The organism is Pseudomonas sp. LjRoot277, from assembly GCF_964253845.1.
Lineage (GTDB): Bacteria > Pseudomonadota > Gammaproteobacteria > Pseudomonadales > Pseudomonadaceae > Aquipseudomonas.
In genome coordinates this window covers 2,119,348-2,138,630 of record NZ_CAXURI020000001.1, presented here as the reverse complement: position 1 = coordinate 2,138,630, position 19,283 = coordinate 2,119,348, and the positions used below count along the sequence as shown (strand labels likewise).

At 59.9% G+C, this 19,283-nt stretch carries 13 protein-coding genes; 8 read left to right on the top strand and 5 right to left on the bottom strand.

The window, feature by feature from the left end:
- Positions 1–156: 156 nt before the first annotated feature.
- The 4 genes from xdhA to guaD all read left to right on the top strand — a co-directional run bounded on the left by xdhA (position 157) and on the right by guaD (position 6,278).
- Positions 157–1,611: a xanthine dehydrogenase small subunit gene (gene xdhA, locus ACSQ87_RS10080; protein WP_223432128.1), complete on the top strand. Its 1,455-nt coding sequence runs from the start codon at positions 157–159 to the stop codon at positions 1,609–1,611.
- The gene (gene xdhB / locus ACSQ87_RS10075; protein ID WP_223432129.1) at positions 1,604–4,003 is read left to right on the top strand and encodes a xanthine dehydrogenase molybdopterin binding subunit; all 2,400 of its coding nucleotides are present in this window, start codon (positions 1,604–1,606) and stop codon (positions 4,001–4,003) included. Before xdhA ends, xdhB begins: the two co-directional genes overlap by 8 nt.
- Positions 4,004–4,119: 116 nt before the next feature.
- Positions 4,120–4,965, top strand: coding sequence for a xanthine dehydrogenase accessory protein XdhC (gene xdhC / locus ACSQ87_RS10070; protein WP_223432130.1), 846 nt, complete (start codon positions 4,120–4,122; stop codon positions 4,963–4,965).
- An 8-nt stretch (positions 4,966–4,973) separates the two neighbouring features.
- On the top strand, positions 4,974–6,278 hold the full coding sequence (gene guaD / locus ACSQ87_RS10065; protein WP_223432131.1) for a guanine deaminase: 1,305 nt from the start codon (positions 4,974–4,976) through the stop codon (positions 6,276–6,278).
- A 154-nt stretch (positions 6,279–6,432) separates the two neighbouring features.
- Here guaD and ACSQ87_RS10060 read toward each other — a convergent pair whose 3' ends face one another.
- On the bottom strand, positions 6,433–7,197 hold the full coding sequence (locus ACSQ87_RS10060; protein ID WP_223432132.1) for a GntR family transcriptional regulator: 765 nt from the start codon (positions 7,195–7,197) through the stop codon (positions 6,433–6,435).
- Positions 7,198–7,440: 243 nt separating this feature from the next.
- Between ACSQ87_RS10060 and ACSQ87_RS10055 the strand changes: the two genes are divergently transcribed.
- On the top strand, positions 7,441–8,631 hold the full coding sequence (locus ACSQ87_RS10055) for a benzoate/H(+) symporter BenE family transporter (protein ID WP_223432133.1): 1,191 nt from the start codon (positions 7,441–7,443) through the stop codon (positions 8,629–8,631).
- A gap of 142 nt (positions 8,632–8,773) precedes the next feature.
- Here ACSQ87_RS10055 and ACSQ87_RS10050 read toward each other — a convergent pair whose 3' ends face one another.
- Entirely contained in the window at positions 8,774–9,118 is a 345-nt protein-coding gene (locus tag ACSQ87_RS10050; RefSeq protein WP_007896965.1) for a YggL family protein, read from the bottom strand.
- Positions 9,119–9,352: 234 nt separating this feature from the next.
- Here ACSQ87_RS10050 and dacB point away from each other — a divergent pair, with 234 nt between their 5' ends.
- Positions 9,353–10,813, top strand: coding sequence for a D-alanyl-D-alanine carboxypeptidase/D-alanyl-D-alanine endopeptidase (gene dacB / locus ACSQ87_RS10045; protein ID WP_436273588.1), 1,461 nt, complete (start codon positions 9,353–9,355; stop codon positions 10,811–10,813).
- A 154-nt stretch (positions 10,814–10,967) separates the two neighbouring features.
- On the opposite strand, the gene ACSQ87_RS10040 is transcribed toward dacB, so the two are convergent.
- Both ACSQ87_RS10040 and rlmKL read right to left on the bottom strand, forming a co-directional pair.
- The gene (locus ACSQ87_RS10040) at positions 10,968–13,367 is read right to left on the bottom strand and encodes a sensor domain-containing diguanylate cyclase (protein ID WP_223432135.1); all 2,400 of its coding nucleotides are present in this window, start codon (positions 13,365–13,367) and stop codon (positions 10,968–10,970) included.
- 142 nt (positions 13,368–13,509) lie between these two features.
- Complete coding sequence (rlmKL, locus tag ACSQ87_RS10035) at positions 13,510–15,780, bottom strand: bifunctional 23S rRNA (guanine(2069)-N(7))-methyltransferase RlmK/23S rRNA (guanine(2445)-N(2))-methyltransferase RlmL (protein ID WP_223432136.1); 2,271 nt, start codon at positions 15,778–15,780, stop codon at positions 13,510–13,512.
- A 530-nt stretch (positions 15,781–16,310) separates the two neighbouring features.
- Between rlmKL and rmf the strand changes: the two genes are divergently transcribed.
- The gene (gene rmf / locus ACSQ87_RS10030; protein WP_003223300.1) at positions 16,311–16,526 is read left to right on the top strand and encodes a ribosome modulation factor; all 216 of its coding nucleotides are present in this window, start codon (positions 16,311–16,313) and stop codon (positions 16,524–16,526) included.
- A 293-nt stretch (positions 16,527–16,819) separates the two neighbouring features.
- Here rmf and ACSQ87_RS10025 read toward each other — a convergent pair whose 3' ends face one another.
- On the bottom strand, positions 16,820–17,839 hold the full coding sequence (locus ACSQ87_RS10025; RefSeq protein ID WP_223432137.1) for a quinone-dependent dihydroorotate dehydrogenase: 1,020 nt from the start codon (positions 17,837–17,839) through the stop codon (positions 16,820–16,822).
- Between the two features lie 229 nt (positions 17,840–18,068).
- On the opposite strand from ACSQ87_RS10025, the gene ACSQ87_RS10020 reads away from it, so the two are divergent.
- The gene (locus ACSQ87_RS10020) at positions 18,069–19,280 is read left to right on the top strand and encodes a CmpA/NrtA family ABC transporter substrate-binding protein (RefSeq protein WP_223432138.1); all 1,212 of its coding nucleotides are present in this window, start codon (positions 18,069–18,071) and stop codon (positions 19,278–19,280) included.
- The last annotated feature ends 3 nt before the right edge of the window (positions 19,281–19,283 follow it).

Here is a 19,283-nt window from a genome sequence, read left to right as displayed (position 1 = left end):
GGCTATCCCGTGAGGGTCAATAATAAAGGAACGAGTCGTTGATCGACAAAATGCTATTTCCTGACCTTTAAGTCAGAAAATCATTGACCACAAAGTCAGACCTGATAAATTCGGTTCAAGTCGGTTAACAACAATAATGAGTCTGCGAGGCCTTCCGTGATCCAGTTTTTACTTAACCAGGAACTCCGTAGCGAGCACGCCCTGGACCCAAACCTGACCGTGCTCAATTATCTGCGCGACCATGTGGGCAAACCCGGCACCAAAGAAGGCTGCGCCAGCGGTGACTGCGGCGCGTGCACCGTGGTGGTCGGCGAGCTGCAAACGGATGACGATGGCCGCGAACACATTCGCTATCGCAGCCTCAACTCGTGCCTGACGTTCGTTTCGTCACTGCACGGCAAACAATTGATCAGCGTTGAAGACCTCAAGCACCAAGGCGAGCTGCACAGCGTGCAAAAAGCCATGGTCGAGTGCCACGGCTCGCAATGCGGCTTCTGCACACCGGGCTTCGTGATGTCGCTGTTTGCACTGCAAAAGAACAGCGATCAACCGGATGCGCATAAAGCCCACGAAGCGCTGGCCGGCAACCTTTGCCGCTGCACCGGTTATCGGCCGATTCTGGCTGCCGCCGAACAATCCTGCTGCGGCAAGCAAACGGATCAGTTCGACGCCCGTGAAGCCGACACCATCGCTCGCCTCAAAGCCATCGCCCCTACCGATATCGGCGAACTCAACAGTGGCGACAAGCGCTGCCTGGTGCCGCTGACCGTCGCCGATCTGGCTGACCTCTATGACGCTTATCCACAGGCTCGCCTGCTGGCCGGCGGTACGGATCTGGCGCTGGAAGTCACGCAGTTCCACCGCACCCTGCCGGTGATGATTTACGTCGGCAATGTCGCCGAGATGAAGCGCATCGACCGTTTCGACGATCGCCTGGAAATCGGCGCCGCCACCGCCCTCTCCGATTGCTACGAGGCCTTGAAAGCCGAGTACCCGGACTTCGGCGAATTGCTGCAGCGCTTCGCTTCGCTGCAGATCCGCAACCAGGGCACCCTCGGTGGCAACATCGGCAACGCCTCGCCGATCGGTGACTCCCCGCCCCTGTTGATTGCACTCGGCGCGCAGATTGTCCTGTGCAAAGGCGACGTTCGCCGCACGATGGCGCTGGAAGACTACTTCATCGATTACCGGGTCACCGCGCGCCAGGAAAGCGAGTTCATCGAAAAGATCATCGTGCCGCGTGCCAGCGCCGAACAACTGTTCCGCGCCTACAAAGTGTCGAAACGTCTGGACGATGACATTTCCGCTGTCTGTGCCGCGTTCAACCTGCGCATCGACAACGGCGTGATCGCCGACGCCCGCGTCGCCTTCGGCGGCATGGCGGCTACACCAAAACGTGCCAAGGCTTGCGAAGCCGTATTGCTCGGCGCCACCTGGAACAACGACACCGTCGAACGCGCCTGCGCCGCACTGGCCGAAGATTTCACGCCGCTCTCGGATTTCCGTGCCAGCAAGGAATACCGCCTGCTCAGCGCCCAGAACCTGCTGCGTAAATACTTCATCGAACTGCAAACACCGCACATCGAGACTCGGGTGACCGCTTATGTCTAATCATCACACTGTAGAGAAGACCCAAGCCGAACTGGCTGAACTGTTCGCCAAAGACCTGACCACCGGTGTCGGCCGCAGCGTCAAGCACGACAGCGCCGCCAAGCACGTGTCCGGTGAAGCGCAGTACATCGACGACCGACTGGAATTCCCGAACCAGTTGCACGTTTATGCTCGGCTATCAGACCGCGCCCACGCGAAAATCATCAGCATCGACACCAAACCTTGTTACGCCTTTGAAGGCGTGCGCATCGCCATTACGCACGAAGACGTGCCGGGCCTGAAAGACATTGGTCCATTGCTGCCGGGCGATCCGCTACTGGCCATCGACGACGTGCAATTCGTCGGTCAACCGGTGCTCGCTGTCGCGGCGAAGGACCTGGAAACCGCACGCAAAGCCGCCATGGCCGCGATCATCGAATACGAAGATCTGGAGCCGGTGCTGGACGTGGTTGAAGCGCTGCGTAAACGCCACTTTGTGCTCGACAGCCACACGCATCAGCGCGGTGATTCGGCCGGCGCTTTGGCCACTGCCGAGCATCGCATCCAGGGCACGTTGCACATCGGCGGCCAGGAACACTTCTACCTCGAAACCCAAATCTCTTCGGTGATGCCAACCGAAGACGGCGGGATGATTGTCTACTGCTCGACGCAGAACCCCACCGAAGTGCAGAAGCTCGTCGCCGAAGTGCTCGATGTGTCGATGAACAAAATCGTCGTCGACATGCGCCGCATGGGCGGAGGTTTCGGCGGCAAGGAAACTCAGGCCGCCAGCCCTGCGTGCCTGTGCGCAGTGATCGCGCACCTCACCGGCCAGCCGACCAAAATGCGCCTGCCGCGGGTCGAAGACATGCTGATGACCGGCAAGCGTCACCCGTTCTATGTTGAGTACGACGTCGGCTTCGACAGCACCGGTCGGCTGCACGGCATCGCCCTGGAACTGGCCGGCAACTGCGGTTGCTCGCCGGACCTGTCGGCGTCGATTGTCGACCGTGCGATGTTCCACGCCGACAACTCGTACTACCTGGGCGACGCGACCATCAACGGTCACCGCTGCAAGACCAACACCGCGTCGAACACCGCTTACCGTGGTTTCGGTGGCCCGCAAGGCATGGTCGCTATCGAAGAAGTGATGGACGCCATCGCCCGCCATCTGGCCCTCGATCCGCTGGCGGTGCGCAAGGCCAACTACTACGGAAAGACCGAGCGCAACGTCACCCATTACTACCAGACCGTCGAGCACAACATGCTCGAGGAAATGACCGCCGAACTCGAAGAAAGCAGCCAGTACGCCGAGCGCCGCGAAGCGATTCGTCGCTACAACGCCAACAGCCCGATCCTGAAAAAAGGCCTGGCGCTGACCCCGGTGAAATTCGGTATTTCCTTCACCGCCAGCTTCCTCAACCAGGCCGGTGCGCTGATCCATGTCTACACCGATGGCAGCATCCACCTGAACCATGGCGGCACTGAAATGGGCCAGGGTCTGAACACCAAAGTCGCGCAGGTTGTGGCCGAAGTGTTCCAGGTGGAAATGGACCGCGTGCAGATCACCGCGACCAACACCGACAAGGTGCCGAACACCTCGCCGACCGCGGCTTCCAGTGGTGCCGACCTGAACGGTAAAGCGGCGCAGAACGCGGCGGAAATCATCAAGAAGCGCCTGGTTGAATTCGCCGCGCGGCAGTACAAGGTCAGTGAAGAAGACGTGGAATTCCACAATGGCCACGTGCGGGTTCGCGATCACATCCTGACGTTTGAATCGCTGATCCAGCAGGCGTATTTCGCTCAGGTGTCGCTGTCGAGCACCGGGTTCTACAAGACCCCGAAAATCTTCTACGACCGTAGCCAGGCTCGGGGCCGGCCGTTCTATTACTACGCCTTCGGCGCAGCCTGCTGCGAGGTGATCATCGACACTCTCACCGGCGAGTACAAAATGCTGCGCACCGACATCCTCCACGACGTCGGCGACTCACTGAACCCGGCCATCGACATCGGCCAGGTCGAGGGTGGTTTCATCCAGGGCATGGGCTGGCTGACCATGGAAGAACTGGTGTGGAACAACAAGGGCAAACTGATGACCAATGGCCCGGCCAGCTACAAGATCCCGGCGGTGGCGGACATGCCGCTGGACCTGCGTGTAAAGCTGGTGGAAAACCGCAAGAACCCGGAAGACACAGTGTTCCATTCCAAGGCCGTGGGCGAGCCGCCGTTCATGCTCGGCATCGCGTCGTGGTGTGCGATCAAGGACGCCGTGGCCAGTCTTGGCGACTACAAGCATCAACCGAAAATCGACGCACCGGCGACGCCGGAGCGGGTGTTGTGGGGCTGTGAGCAGATGCGCCAGTTGAAGGTGGCGAAGGCTATCGAGGCTGAAGTTGAGTTGGCTTCGCTCTGATACCGAGGCGCGGCCTTCGCGAGCAAGCCCGCTCCCACAGGGGAATGCATTCCAAATGTGAGAGCGGGCTTGCTCGCGAAGAGGCCCGGATAGACAACAGAAATGTTGAGGTGAATATGTACAACTGGATCGACGCCCTCGCCGACCTGCAATCCCAGGGTGAACCCTGCGTGTTGGTGACCATCATCGAAGAACTCGGCTCAACACCGCGTAACGCCGGTTCGAAGATGGTCATCAGCGCCACCCAGACCTTCGACACCATCGGTGGCGGGCATCTGGAATACAAGGCCATGCAGATCGGCCGCGAGATGCTGGCCTGTGGCAAGCAGGACACGCACCTGGAGCGCTTCAGCCTCGGCGCCAGCCTGGGTCAGTGCTGCGGCGGCGTGACGGTGTTGCTGTTCGAACCAATGGGCCAGGTCCAGGCGCAGATTGCCGTGTTCGGTGCCGGCCACGTCGGCCGGGCGCTGGTGCCACTGCTCGCCAGCCTGCCCTGCCGGGTGCGCTGGATCGACTCGCGGGATTCCGAATTCCCGGAACAGATCCCCCACGGCGTACGCAAAATCGTCGCCGAAGAACCGGTGGATGAAGTCGACGACCTGCCCGCCGGCAGCTATTGCATCGTCATGACCCACAATCACCAGCTCGACCTCGAACTCACCGCCGCGATCCTCAAACGCAACGACTTTGCCTACTTCGGCCTGATCGGTTCGAAGACCAAACGGGTGAAGTTCGAACACCGCTTGCGCGACCGTGGTTTCGACAGCGCCGTGCTGCAACGCATGCGCTGCCCGATGGGCATCGGCGAAGTCAAAGGCAAGTTGCCTGTGGAAATCGCCATCTCCATCGCCGGCGAAATCATCGCCACCTATAACGCCAATTTCGGCCAGCACACCGCCAGCGCCGGATCATCGATCGCCAAACTGCTGCCTGCTTCACGCCGCAGCCAAGCCACGAATTGAGAATTTTTATGCCTCTGACTCGCAAAGCCTACCGCGCCGCCATTCTGCACAGCATCGCCGACCCCGCCGAAGTGGGCATCGAAGCCTCGTATGAGTTTTTCGAAGACGGCTTGCTGGTGGTTGATAACGGCCAGATCAGCGCCCTTGGTCACGCCAGCGACTTGCTGCCAACGCTGGCAGCCGACATCGAGATCACCCATTATCAGGACGCGCTGATCACCCCAGGCTTCATCGACACCCACATTCACTTGCCACAAACCGGCATGGTCGGCGCCTACGGCGAGCAGTTGCTGGATTGGCTCAACACCTACACCTTCCCATGCGAAAGCCAGTTCGCCGACAAGGCTCACGCTGACGAAGTCGCAGGCATTTTCATCAAGGAACTGCTGCGCAACGGCACCACTACGGCGCTGGTGTTCGGCAGCGTGCACCCGCAATCGGTGAACTCGTTCTTTGAAGCCGCCGAGCAGCTGGACCTGCGGATGATTGCCGGCAAGGTGATGATGGACCGCAACGCGCCGGACTACCTGACCGACACCGCCGAATCCAGCTATGTCGAAAGCAAGGCGCTGATCGAGCGCTGGCACGGCAAGGGCCGTTTGCACTACGCGGTCACCCCGCGCTTCGCCCCGACCAGCACCCCGGAACAGCTGACCCTCGCCGGCCAGTTGCTCAGCGAATTCCCTGACCTGTACATGCAGACTCACATCAGCGAAAACCTCAAGGAAGTCGAGTGGGTCAAGGCGCTGTTCCCTGAGCGCAAGGGCTACCTGGACGTCTACGACCATTACAAGCTGCTCGGCGAGCGCTCGGTATTCGCCCACGGCGTGCACCTGTGCGATGACGAATGCGCGCGACTGGCGGAAACCGGCTCGGCGATCGCCTTCTGCCCGACGTCGAACTTCTTCCTCGGCAGCGGTTTGTTCAACCTGCCGATGGCCGAGAAGCACAAGTTGAATGTCGGCCTCGGTACGGACGTCGGCGGCGGCACCAGTTTCTCGCTGCTGCAAACGTTGAATGAAGCGTACAAGGTCATGCAGATGCAAGGCGCACGGTTGAGCCCGTTCAAGTCGCTGTACCTGGCCACCCTCGGTGGTGCGCGTGCGCTGCGTCTGGAAGACAAGATCGGCACCCTGCAACCGGGCACTGATGCGGACTTCCTGGTGCTGGACTACAACGCCACGCCGCTGCTCAGCTATCGCTTGAAGCAGGCCAATAACATTGCCGAGACGTTGTTTGTATTGATGACGCTTGGGGATGACCGGACCGTGTTGCAGACGTATGCGGCGGGGAATCAGGTGCATCAGCGTTAAGATCTTTCGGGCATAAAAAATCCCCCGTCGCTTTTCAGCACGGGGGATTTTTATTGCCAGTCACATCGCCTTCGCGAGCAAGCCCGCTCCCACAGTTGAAATGCATTCCCCTGTGGGAGTGGGCTTGCTCGCGAAGGGCGCGCTGCGGTGTCACTTACAACTTGGCTGCAGGCCGCCCTGGCTTCTTGGTCTGCAACAAATGCGAGAACACCGCATGCAAATCATCCGACGCGCTTTCTTCGTCGAGGTTGAGTTTGCTGTCGATGTGATCCATGTGATGCATCATCAGGTCCACTGCCAGCTCAGCGTTGCGCGCTTCGATAGCGTCGATCAGCTGGGTGTGCTCGTCGTAGGAACAGTGGGAGCGATTGCCGCTTTCATACTGGGCAATGATCAACGACGTCTGGGACACCAGGCTGCGCTGAAAGCTGATCAGCGGTGCGTTTTTCGCCGCTTCGGCCAACTTCAAGTGGAACTCGCCCGACAGACGAATACCGGCGCCGCGATCGCCACGGGAGAAGCTGTCGCGCTCGTCGTTGACCATCTGGCGCAAGTCGGCAATCTCCTCGGCAGTGGCATGCTGCACCGCCAATTCAGTGATCGCACGCTCCACCAGACGCCGGGCCATGAACACCTGGCGAGCCTCTTCGACACTCGGGCTGGCGACGACAGCGCCACGATTCGGACGCAGCAGCACGACGCCTTCATGGGCCAGGCGCGACAGCGCGCGGCGAATGATGGTGCGACTGACCCCGAAAATTTCCCCCAGCGCTTCTTCGCTCAACTTGGTGCCGGGCGCCAGACGCTGTTCGAGGATGGCCTCGAAGATATGCGCGTAGACAATATCGTCCTGGGTACCGCTGCGGCCGGCTTTGCCTGCTCGCGGTTGTTTCTTTAGGGGTTGCAACTGTTCGTTCATGGGCACTCGAGTCGGAAGAACTGCGGCGAATTGACCGTGACTGTAATACGGCACAGTGGGTCGCTGGCAAGTATCGCGTAAAAAACACCGCGATTGTACACAATGGCGGGTGGCAACACGACTGTACGGCTGTTTGCGGCCTCGGCTGTATTGCAACGCCCGGTTACTTTTGAGTTTAGGCTTGAACGCATTGGAAGACTTCACTTCGGAACATTTTCATACGTAAAAAGGAACACCGCTGTCATGAACGACATCACGCACACGCAGCTCCGCCCTTTGGCCGATACGTCGCCTTCTGCGATCGTCGCCGGCTTCATTGCGATGATGACCGGTTACACCAGCTCGCTGGTCCTGATGTTCCAGGCCGGGCAAGCGGCGGGCCTGACCAGCGGGCAGATTTCCTCGTGGATCTGGGCGATCTCGATTGGCATGGCGGTGTGTTCGATTGGCCTGTCTTTGCGCTATCGCACCCCAATCACCATTGCCTGGTCGACACCCGGCGCGGCGTTGCTGATCACCAGTCTGGGTGGCGTGACCTACGGCGAAGCCATTGGCGCCTACATTACCTGCGCGGTGCTGGTGACCATTTGCGGCCTCACAGGCAGCTTCGAACGGCTGGTGAAAAAGATTCCAGCATCATTGGCCGCAGCCTTGTTGGCGGGGATTCTGTTCAAGATCGGCAGCGAAATATTCGTCGCCGCGCAGCATCGCACCGCGCTGGTATTGGGCATGTTCTTCACTTATCTGGTGGTCAAACGCCTGTCGCCGCGTTATGCCGTACTGGCCGCGCTGTTGATCGGGACGGCGCTGTCAGGGTTCATGGGCCTGCTGGATTTCAGTGGCTTCCACCTGGAAGTGGCGACACCGGTCTGGACCACACCGCACTTCTCCCTCGCCGCGACCATCAGCATCGGCATTCCGCTGTTCGTGGTGGCGATGACCTCGCAGAACATGCCCGGTATCGCCGTGCTGCGCGCCGACGGTTACACCGTACCGGCCTCGCCGCTGATCACCACCACCGGCATCGCCTCGTTGCTGCTGGCGCCGTTCGGTTCCCACGGGATCAACCTGGCGGCTATCAGCGCGGCGATTTGCACCGGGCCGCATGCCCATGAAGATCGCAACAAGCGCTACACGGCGGCCGTCTGGTGCGGGATTTTCTACGGGATTGCCGGGGTGTTCGGCGCGACGCTGGCAGCGCTGTTTGCCGCGCTGCCGAAAGAGTTGGTGCTGTCGATTGCGGCACTGGCGTTGTTCGGCTCGATCATCAATGGCTTGAGCATTGCGATGAACGAAGTGAAGGAACGGGAAGCGGCGCTGATTACCTTTATGGTGACGGCGTCGGGGCTGACACTGTTTTCCATCGGTTCGGCGTTCTGGGGGATTGTGGCAGGGGTGTTGACGCTGGTGATTCTGAACTGGCGTAAAAGCTAAAAGCTCGCAGCCTCGTTTCACTCGACAGCTGCTACAGGACAATGCAATCCATGTAGCAGCTGTCGAGTGAAACGAGGCTGCGAGCTCTTGATCTTCCGGACATAAAAAAACGGCGACCCTTGGGTCGCCGTTTTTTACAACATCAAGCTACCGGATTGATCGGCTTTTCCGGGTACCAGACGTCGATCAGCGGGCTGACAGTCGCTTCAGTCAGTTCGCTGCGGCCTTTGAGCCAGGCTTCAACAGCGGCACGCTGCTCTTCGGACACCGAGCCACGCTTCTGCAGGCAAACCAGACCGAAGTCGTCGCCGCCAACATAGCCCAGACCGTTGGCTTCCATGGCTTCTTTCAGGAACGCGTCGAGGAAAGCATCAATGGCTTCATCAGCCAAATCTTCTTTGAAATCCAGGTTCAGTTCGAAACCCAGCTCTTGAAATTCATCGACGCACAGTTTTTTGCGCAGACGCTGGGAACGGTTAGTCGCCATTGGAACAATCCTCATAAGTAATAACGGGCGGCACTTTAGCAGTTTAAGGCGCCGATTGCCCGTCTCTCTGGGTTGCAAGCCCTACCGTCGGTAAAAAATAGCGGATTAGAAGGCCAGGGCACGGCACAAGCTGCTACACCTTGGGGCATAATGCCGACACTTTCATGACCACTGAGGGAATTTATCTTCATGCCCTCGTTTTTTTCCCCCCTCGGCTGTAGGGTTTTATTTCACATGATCAAATCTTTGCGTCCATTGTTACTGGCCGGTTTTCTGCTCCCTCTGGCCTTCTCTGTTTCCGCCGCCCCGATCAACACCGCGCTGTCGCCCAACGTTGAAAAAGCCCTCAAGGCCAGCAAGATGCAGGACAACGCCCTGTCGCTGGTGATGATCCCGCTCAACGGCCCCGGCACCCCGACCATTTTCAACGCTGACGTCTCTGTCAATCCGGCCTCGACCATGAAACTGGTCACCACTTACGCGGCGCTGGAAATGCTCGGCCCGAACCACCAGTGGAAAACCGAGTTTTACACCGACGGCACGCTCAGCGGCGGCATCCTCAACGGTAACCTCTACCTCAAGGGTGGCGGCGATCCGAAGCTGAACATGGAAAAACTCTGGCTGCTGATGCGTGACCTGCGCGCCAACGGTGTGACGCAAATCACTGGCGACCTGGTGTTGGATCGCAGCTTCTTCGTACAACCGCAATTGCCACAGTTCAACGACGACGGCAATGACGATAACAAGCCGTTCCTGGTCAAACCCGACTCGCTGATGGTCAACCTCAAGGCCCTGCGCTTTGTGGCACGCAACGACAACGGCCGGGTGCTGGTGTTCGTGGAACCGCCGATTGCCACCATTCGCATCGAAAACCAGGTCAAAGCCGTCAACTCCAAGCAATGCACCGGTGGCGTGCGTTACAACCCGGTGACCCAGGCCGATGGCAGCGTGACCGTGACGGTCGGCGGCCAGTTGGGCGAAGGGTGCAGCTCCCAGACTTACCTGTCGCTGCTCGACCACGCGACCTATACCGCAGGCGCCGTGCGGGCGATCTGGAAGGAACTGGGCGGCAGCATTCAGGGCGTGGACCGTTTGGCGCCAACCCCCAAAGACGCCAAGGTCCTGGCTCGGGCCTTCTCGCCGGACCTGGCGGAAATCATCCGCGACATCAACAAATACAGTAACAACACCATGGCCCAGCAGCTGTTCCTGAGCCTGGGTGCGCAGTTCCGCACCGAGGCCGACGGTGACGATGCCAAGGCTGCACAGCGTGTGGTGCGTCAGTGGCTGGCGAAGAAAGGCATCACCGCGCCGCACCTGGTGATGGAGAACGGTTCCGGCCTGTCCCGTGCCGAACGGGTGAGTGCGCGTGAAATGGCCGGCATGCTGCAAGCGGCCTGGAAAAGCCCGTATTCGGCCGAGTTCATCAGTTCGATGCCGATTGCCGGCACCGACGGCACCATGCGCAAACGCCTCAAGACCACTGCGATGCGCGGTGAAGCTCACATCAAGACCGGCACCTTGAATACGGTTCGGGCGATTGCCGGCTTCAGCCGCGACATCAACGGCAATACCTGGGCGGTAGTGGCGATCCTCAACGACAAGGCACCGTTTGGCGCGTCGTCGGTGCTGGATCAGGTGCTACTGGACCTGTATCGCCAGCCGAAACTGCCGGAAACGGCTTCGGTGCTGTAACCCGCCTCTCCAAACACTGGAGATCAAATGTGGGAGCGGCGGTGCGGCGATCCGACTTGCTCGCGAATGCGGTGTGTCATTCAGCATTAATGTCGACTGATACTCCGCATTCGCGAGCAAGCCCGCTCCCACAGGGTTTTGCGTACAGCCGCACCTAACTCATCTCGCCTTCGACCCGATCCCGCCCGGCCAGTTTCGCCGCATACACCCCCGAATCCGCCCGCAGCAGCAGCGCATCCGCGCCCTCCCCGACTCGCCAACTGGCAATCCCGAAACTGGCGGTCACGGTCCCGACGCCTTCGATCGGCGAACTGCGCAACCCTTGCCATAGTTGCAAGGCCAGGACATGGGCATGCTCGCCGTTGATATCCGGGCAAAGCACCATGAATTCCTCGCCACCCAAGCGACAGAACACGTCGGTGCGCCGCAACCGATGACCGATGCGTTCGCACACAATCTGCAACACCCGATCGCCGACCGCGTGGCCATGCTGGTCATTGATGCGTTTGAAGTGGTCGATATCGAGCATGATCACCGACAGTTCGCCGCCACCGCGTTCGACCCGGACCATTTCGGTGGTCAGGCGTTCCTGGAAATAGCGGCGGTTGTGGATCCCGGTCAGGGAGTCGGTGATCGATAGCGCCCGCAGTTCTTCTTCCACCCGTTTCAAGTCGGAGATGTCCGAGACATAGCCGTGCCAGAGCACGCCGCCACCGGGCAATTCCTCCGGCGTCGCCTCGCCACGAACCCAGCGCAGGCCGCGCAGGGGCAGCTGCACGCGGTATTCCTCGCGCCAAGGGCTGAGGGTGTCCGCCGACGCCCGGATCGAAGCGCGGACCCGGGTGGTGTCCTGCGGATGAATCCGAGTGAAAATCGCTTCGGCGTTGAACAACAGCACATCCGGTTCAAGTTCGTAGATCTCGCGAATACCGTCGCTGGCGTAGATCACGCTGAAGCGCCCATCGAACTCCATCTTGAACTGGTAGATCCCGCCGGGCACATGGGCGCTGAGTTTCTTCAACAACAGGTCCCGTGCCGCCAGGGCCTCGTGGACCCGCTTGCGTTCGGTGATGTCGATACAGATCGCCAGGTGCCCGACCCACAAGCCTTGCTCGTCGAGGACCGGGGTCGCCAGCATGTTCACCGTCAAATGGCTGGCGTCGCCACGCAGCAGCGTCCATTCCCGCGCCTCATGACCACCCTCCTCGCCGCCCTCGACCAACATCGCCTGGCAGGTCGGTATCGGTTTGCCATAGCGCGCGCTCAACTCCGCCGAACGTGCCAGGAGCTCTCGGGGCAGGTGCAGGTTTTCCAGGGTCATGTGGCCCACCACCTCAGCGCTGGTGTAGCCAAGCATTTGCTCGGCACCGGCATTAAAGGTTTGGATAACCCCGCGCAGATCAGTGGCGATGATCGCCACTTGGGTCGCGGCATTCAGCACGCCACGCAACTGGCCATGGGTGCCGCGCAACTCCTGCTCGCGGGCGCGCAGTTCCTGAGTCCGTTGCTCGACCATTTTCAGCGCCCGTCGACGCTGACTGACCAGCACATAAAGCAAGGCACTGAGCAACAGACTGAGCAAACTGCCCAGCACCACCAGGGTGGTCACCGAAGAGTGATTGGCTCGCAGGAAGGCATCGCTGGGCTGAATGTCGACTTGATAGTCATGGTCGGCAAGCCGTAACAGCCGGGACGCAGCCAACTCACTGGGGGCCGAGGTGTTGGGGGACTCATAAAGCACTTCGTGCTGATCGTCTGTGGATAAGTCGAGGATGCGCACCGAAAGGTAGTCACGGCCCGCCTCCGGCAGCCCGTCCGCCAGCAACTGATGCATGCTGATCACAGCCATGACATAACCGTACGATTTCACCCCCGCCGTAGCCGGACTATTGCGCAGCAACACCGGTGCGACCAGCAGCACGCCGCGCGCATAGGCCGGTTCGATACTGACCAGATGCATCGGCTGCGATACCGCCATGCCGCCGTGCTGATCGGCCCGTTCAAGGGTGGAACGGCGCAAGGGTTGAGCCCACAAGTCGTAGCCCAGCGGCGAACCCAGTTTGCTTTGGGTCTGGCTATACAGCACCGCCACGTACTCATCCCGTTCGGCCGCCAGTTGCAGTTGGCCGTCGGCATTGAGTTCGCGCAGGGTGAACTCGGGTAAACCCTCTGCACGCACCTTGCGTTCAAATTCCGTTCGTTCGGCACCGGTTACCCGCTTGGCGAAGGAATAGGCCTGAGTCCGGTGCAGCAGCGGTTGGGTGTAACCGTCGAACTCCGCGCGGGAGACCGAGTCGGAATTGGCAAAGAACCGGCGCAGGCCATCGAGGCGCTGCTCCTGATCTTCGAAGCGTTCTTCGATACGGCTGTAACGTTCACTGGCCAGCAGTTGGAAACGTTGCCGCAATTGATGTTGGAACAGATTCAGCGTCGACCACGCCAGCAATCCCGTGAGAATTCCGCCGACAACCAATACCAGCAGTGCGACCAGCCAGGCCGAGACATCTTCACTGATAAAACCCAGGATCTTCGGGCGCACGGCGTGCAACGACATAGACGCAACTCAAAACGCCAGGTGCGGGAAAGCCCATTGGCCATTTGTTGAGTTATAGCTATTAGCCATCAATTTGACCAGCACAGAAAGAAGCCAAGAGCCTTTAAAAATCAAGGCTCTGTGGATCCAATTCCTTCAAGTGTCAACGTGCCGTGATTTTCCAGGCACGGTGGATTTTGCCATTACGGGCGAAATCCGGATCGATGGTCTGGGCGGTGATTTCCTCGACCGCATAACGCTCGGCAAGGTTTTCCTCGAGCTGGAACTTGCGGAAGTTATTGGAGAAGTACAACACGCCGCCCGGGGCCAGACGCGCCATGGCCAGGTCGATCAATTGCACCTGGTCACGCTGCACGTCGAAGATCCCTTCCATGCGCTTGGAGTTGGAGAACGTCGGCGGATCAATGAAGATCAGGTCATATTCGTCACGGCAGGCGTCGAGCCAAGCCATCACGTCGCCCTGCTCCAGACGGTTCTTCTCGGAGAAACCGTTCAGCGACAGGTTTCGACGCGCCCAGTCCAGATAGGTTTTCGACAGGTCGACGCTGGTGGTGCTGCGCGCGCCGCCCTTGGCTGCGTGAACACTGGCGGTTGCGGTGTAGCTATACAGGTTGAGGAAGCGCTTGCCGGCCGCCTCTTTCTGGATCCGCATGCGCATTGGCCGGTGATCGAGGAACAGCCCGGTGTCGAGGTAGTCGGTGAGGTTGACCAGCAGCTTCACGCCACCTTCGTTGACCTCGACGAACTTGCCCTGTGCCGCTTGGCGTTCGTATTGCTTGGTGCCGCTCTGACGCTCGCGACGTTTGACCACCACGCGGCTCTTGTCGATGTTCAGGGCCTGCGGAATGGCAGCCAGGGCATCGAACATACGTGCCGAGGCTTTTTCCGGATCGATGGATTTCGGCGCGGCGTATTCCTGGACGTGGACCCAATCCTGATACAGGTCGATGGCCATGGAATATTCCGGCATGTCGGCATCGTAGACGCGGTAGCAGTCGATACCTTCACGCTTGACCCACTTGCCGAGGGCCTTGAGGTTCTTTTGCAGACGGTTGGCAAACATCTGCCCGCCTTCGCTCAAGCGCGGCTGCTCGATCACCACCGGTGCCGGTTTGATCGGGTTGCCGTTCTTGTTGTACTTCTCGTACTTGCCGGGTGCTACGTCGTTGTCTGCGACTTCGACTTCGGCTTGTTCACGCTCGACCTGACGCTGTTCCGGGGTGCGACGTTCGCCAGTGACAAACTGGTCTGGAGTGACCTTGATCAGCAGCAACTTGCACGGCAACGCGCCGTTCCAGAACGAATACTGTTTGTGGCTGCGGATGCCCATGCGCTTGCCCAGGTCCGGGGCGCCGGTGAATACCGCGGCTTCCCAGTTCAAGCAAGCCTGACGCAGACGTTCGCCGAGGTTCTGGTAGAGATAGAGCAAGCTCGCCTCGTCACCCAGACGTTCGCCGTACGGTGGGTTGCAGATCACCAGGCCTTTCTGGTTCTGGTCCGGACGTGGCTCGAACGTCCCGACTTCGCCCTGGTAAATCTTGATCCACTCGCTCAGGCCGGCACGCTCAACGTTGTTGCGGCCCGGTTGAATCAGGCGTGGATCGGCTTCATAACCGCGAATCCACAGCGGTGGCTTGGCCAAACCGGCCGCGCAACGCTCAGTGGCTTCTTCGTGAAGCTTTTTCCACAGCGCCGGGACGTGACCGAGCCAGGCTGTGAAACCCCACTGCTCGCGACGCAGGTTCGGCGCCATGTCGGCGGCGATCATCGCGGCTTCGACGAGGAACGTACCGACACCGCACATCGGGTCAGCCAGCGCGCCGCCATCAGCCGCAATGCGTGGCCAGCCGGAACGGATCAGGATTGCGGCCGCGAGGTTTTCCTTCAGCGGTGCCGCGCCCTGCTGCAAGCGATAGCCACGCTGGTGCAGGCTGTGGCCCGAGAGGTCGAGGGACAGGATCGCTTCGCCACGGTCCAGGCGCAGGTGAATGCGCAGGTCCGGGTTGAGCTTGTCGATGGACGGACGGTCACCCTGCGGTGTGCGCAGTTTGTCGACGATGGCGTCCTTGACCTTCAAGGCGCCGAAGTGGGTGTTGTCGATGCCCGAGCCGTGACCGCTGAACTCAACGGCCAGGGTGCCGTCGTTGAGCATGTGGTCTTGCCACTCGATATCCAGCACGCCGTGATAAAGGTCTTCGGCATCCTTCATCGGGAAACGCTTGAGCACCAACAGCACCCGGTTCGCCAGGCGCGACCACAGGCACAGGCGATAAGCGGTTTCCATGGTGGCCATGCCGCGCACGGCAGAGGTGTGCTCACGCGCTTCCTCAAGGCCAAGCCCGATGGCTTCCTCGATGAGCAGGCCTTCAAGGCCTTTGGGGCAAGTGAGGAAGAGTTCGAAACGATCGGACATGGTAATTCCAGAGCCTTTAGCTAAGTGAACCGGCAACGCATTGCCGGCCCGGTTTTCAATCAGGCGCTTTTCTAAAAGAGCGCCCGCGTGGCACGAAGGTGTGCCGTCCCACCCCTGCAAGCTCGGGTTAAAAGAGCTTAGATGCAAAGACAGATAAAAAAGTTGATGCAACAAAATGTCATAAGTCGACCCTTCGTCGAATAGTCCCCCTATTCAACAGGAGGCATTCTCATTAAAGGATTAACCCCATCATGCAGCGCGGGGCTGATCATACCGGGGTTTTGCCAATAAACACGGGACAACATCGTGTTACTTATCGCCATACCATCTTTATCGTTACGTCCTTATGACAAAACGATCATTCCCTCGATGTGACGCATTGGTTAGAACTCAACACAGGTTGACGCCGCAATGACGTCAACACCTTGGCTCGCGACGCCGGCAGCGAGCCCCAACGGCAGGAGTTTTTCTGCCAGACCTCAATTGAGGTCGACGCGATAAATACAGTCAACAAGTGAGGGCAACACCCTATGAGAAGACTTAAGCGTGATCCGTTGGAAAGAGCATTTTTGCGCGGATATCAATATGGCGTTGGTGGCAAATCCCGTGAGCTTTGCCCATTTACTCTACCGTCGGTACGCCAAGCCTGGATTAACGGCTGGCGAGAAGGACGCGGCGACAACTGGGACGGTATGACCGGCACTGCGGGAATCCATAGACTCAACGAACTTCACGCCGTCGGCTAACACAGGGCACACACTCCGACACGACAATCTGATTACGTAACGACTTACCACGCACGCCCCATCCGGGCGGCGGGCTTCGGCCCAGGGGCTCCTTCGAGGAGCCCTTTTTTATGCCTGCTTTTCGCCGAAATTCAATTCCCTTGTAGCAGCTGCCGAGCACCGCGAGGCTGCGTTCGGCGGCGGAGCAGTCGTAGAATCAGACACTGCGGTCTTACAGGTACACCGTGCTTTCAGGTTTCACGACGGCTCTGCCGCCGAACGCAGCCTCGCGGTGCTCGGCAGCTGCTACACGGTCAGCGTAAGGCTGCTATTGCGTCTACGGATTCACGAATCAGCGCCGGACCTTTATAGATGAAGCCGGAATAGAGCTGCACCAGGCTTGCACCTGCAGCGATTTTCTCAGCTGCGTGCTTGCCTTCGGTGATGCCGCCCACGGCGATGATCGGCAAGCGACCGGCCAACTCGTCCGCCAGCACCTTCACGGTGTGGGTGCTCTTGTCGCGAACCGGTGCGCCGGACAAACCGCCCGCCTCGTCACCATGCTCCATGCCTTCAACACCGATGCGGCTCAGGGTGGTGTTAGTGGCGATCACCGCGTCCATCCCGGTTTCGATCAGCGCTTGCGCGACCTGAGCGGTTTCTTCGTCGGTCATGTCCGGCGCAATCTTGATCGCCAGTGGTACATGTTTGCCATGGCGCAGCGCCAGTTCTGCGCGGCGCGTCGCCAGGTCGGCCAACAATTGCTTCAGCGAATCGCCGAATTGCAGGCTGCGCAGGCCCGGGGTGTTCGGCGAGCTGACGTTGACCGTCACGTAGCTGGCGTGGGCGTAGACCTTGTCCAGGCAGATCAGGTAGTCGTCGACCGCCCGCTCAACCGGGGTATCGAAGTTTTTGCCGATATTGATGCCCAGCACGCCCTTGAACTTGGCCGCCGCCACTCGGGCCAGCAGGTGATCGACGCCAAGGTTGTTGAACCCCATGCGGTTAATGATCGCCTCGGCTTCCGGCAGACGGAAAATGCGTGGCTTCGGGTTGCCCGGCTGCGGACGTGGGGTGATGGTGCCGATTTCGACAAAACCAAAACCCAGTTGCGCAAAACCGTCGATGGCCGCGCCGTTCTTGTCCAGACCGGCCGCCAGACCCACCGGGTTCGGGAAGTCGAGGCCCATGACAGTCACCGGCATTTTCGCCGGTGCCTTGCACAGCAAGCCGTTGAGGCCCAAACGCCCGCCCGCGCCGATCAGGTCCAGGGACAGATCGTGGGAGGTTTCCGGGGAAAGTTTGAACAACAGCTGACGGGCCAGGGTGTACATGGGCGGGTTTGACTCTGGGCTACGAAAAGTGGCGGCGATTATAGCCGGGCATCGGGGTTGCAGGCGAGGCGCGCGACAAAATCAGCGAGCGATGGCATATGCCTTGCACCGTCACTGACATCAGCACTCATGCCAACGGCGGGATGAGTCGAAAGACAAAGGCGTCGTCACTTGGCCTTGCCCTGGCAAGCAGCCCGGTCCGGCGCTTTTTTATGGAAGGTGTTTACTGATGATTGAAGTTCCAGCCAACCCTCTGGCCTGGGTCAACGGCAGCGATGCCCCGGAAAAGACCGAAATCAACCTTGGCTTCATGGCCCTGAGTGACTGCGCCTCGGTAGTGGTCGCGGCCACGCAGGGCTTTGCCCAACCTTATGGCCTGACCCTGAATCTCAAGCGCCAGTCGTCCTGGGCCAACCTGCGGGACAAACTGGTCAGTGGCGAACTCGACGCCGCGCACAGTCTGTACGGTTTGATCTACGCCGTGCATTTGGGCATCGGCGGTGTCGCATCGACCGACATGGCGGTGCTCATGGGCCTGAATCAGAATGGCCAGAGCATCAACCTCTCCCATGGCTTACAGGCGCTGGACGTGACCAGTCCTGAAGCACTGGAACGGCACGTGCACCAAAGTCGCCCAAAACTCACCTTCGCCCAGACATTTCCTACGGGCACCCACGCCATGTGGCTGTATTACTGGCTTGCGAGTCAGGGCATCCATCCGTTGCAGGACGTTGACAGCGTGGTCGTGCCGCCGCCGCAAATGGTCGCGCACCTGCAAGCCGGACGCATCGATGGCTTCTGCGTCGGCGAGCCGTGGTCCGCCAGCGCGGTGCAGCAGAACCTGGGGTTCACGATGGCAACCTCCCAAACCATCTGGCCCGATCATCCGGAAAAAGTCCTCGGTTGCACCCGCGCCTTTGTCGAGCAATACCCCAACACCGCAAGGGCGCTAGTGATGGCGATTCTGGAGGCCAGCCGCTTCATCGAAGAAAGTACCGAGAATCGCCGCAGCACCGCGAAGCTGTTGAGCGCACCCGAATACCTCGACGCGCCACTCGACTGCATCGAACCGCGATTGCTCGGTGACTACGCCGATGGCCTGGGTAATCGCTGGCAGGACCCGCACGCACTGCGCTTCCATGGTGATGGCGAGGTCAATCTGCCGTATCTGTCCGATGGCATGTGGTTCATGACTCAATTCCGTCGTTGGGGTTTGTTGCGCGACGACCCGGACTACCTGGGCGTGGCCCGTCAGGTCCAGCAACTAGACTTGTATCGAGAGGCCGCCACCGCTGTAGGTGTGGCCGCGAGTGATCAGCCAATGCGCAGCAGCCAGTTGATCGACGGCAAGGTCTGGGATGGCCTGGACCCCGCCGGCTATGCCCGCAGTTTCAAGCTGCACGCCATGAGCGACAGCTCGCCCCTTCTCGCCAGCCGCTGACAG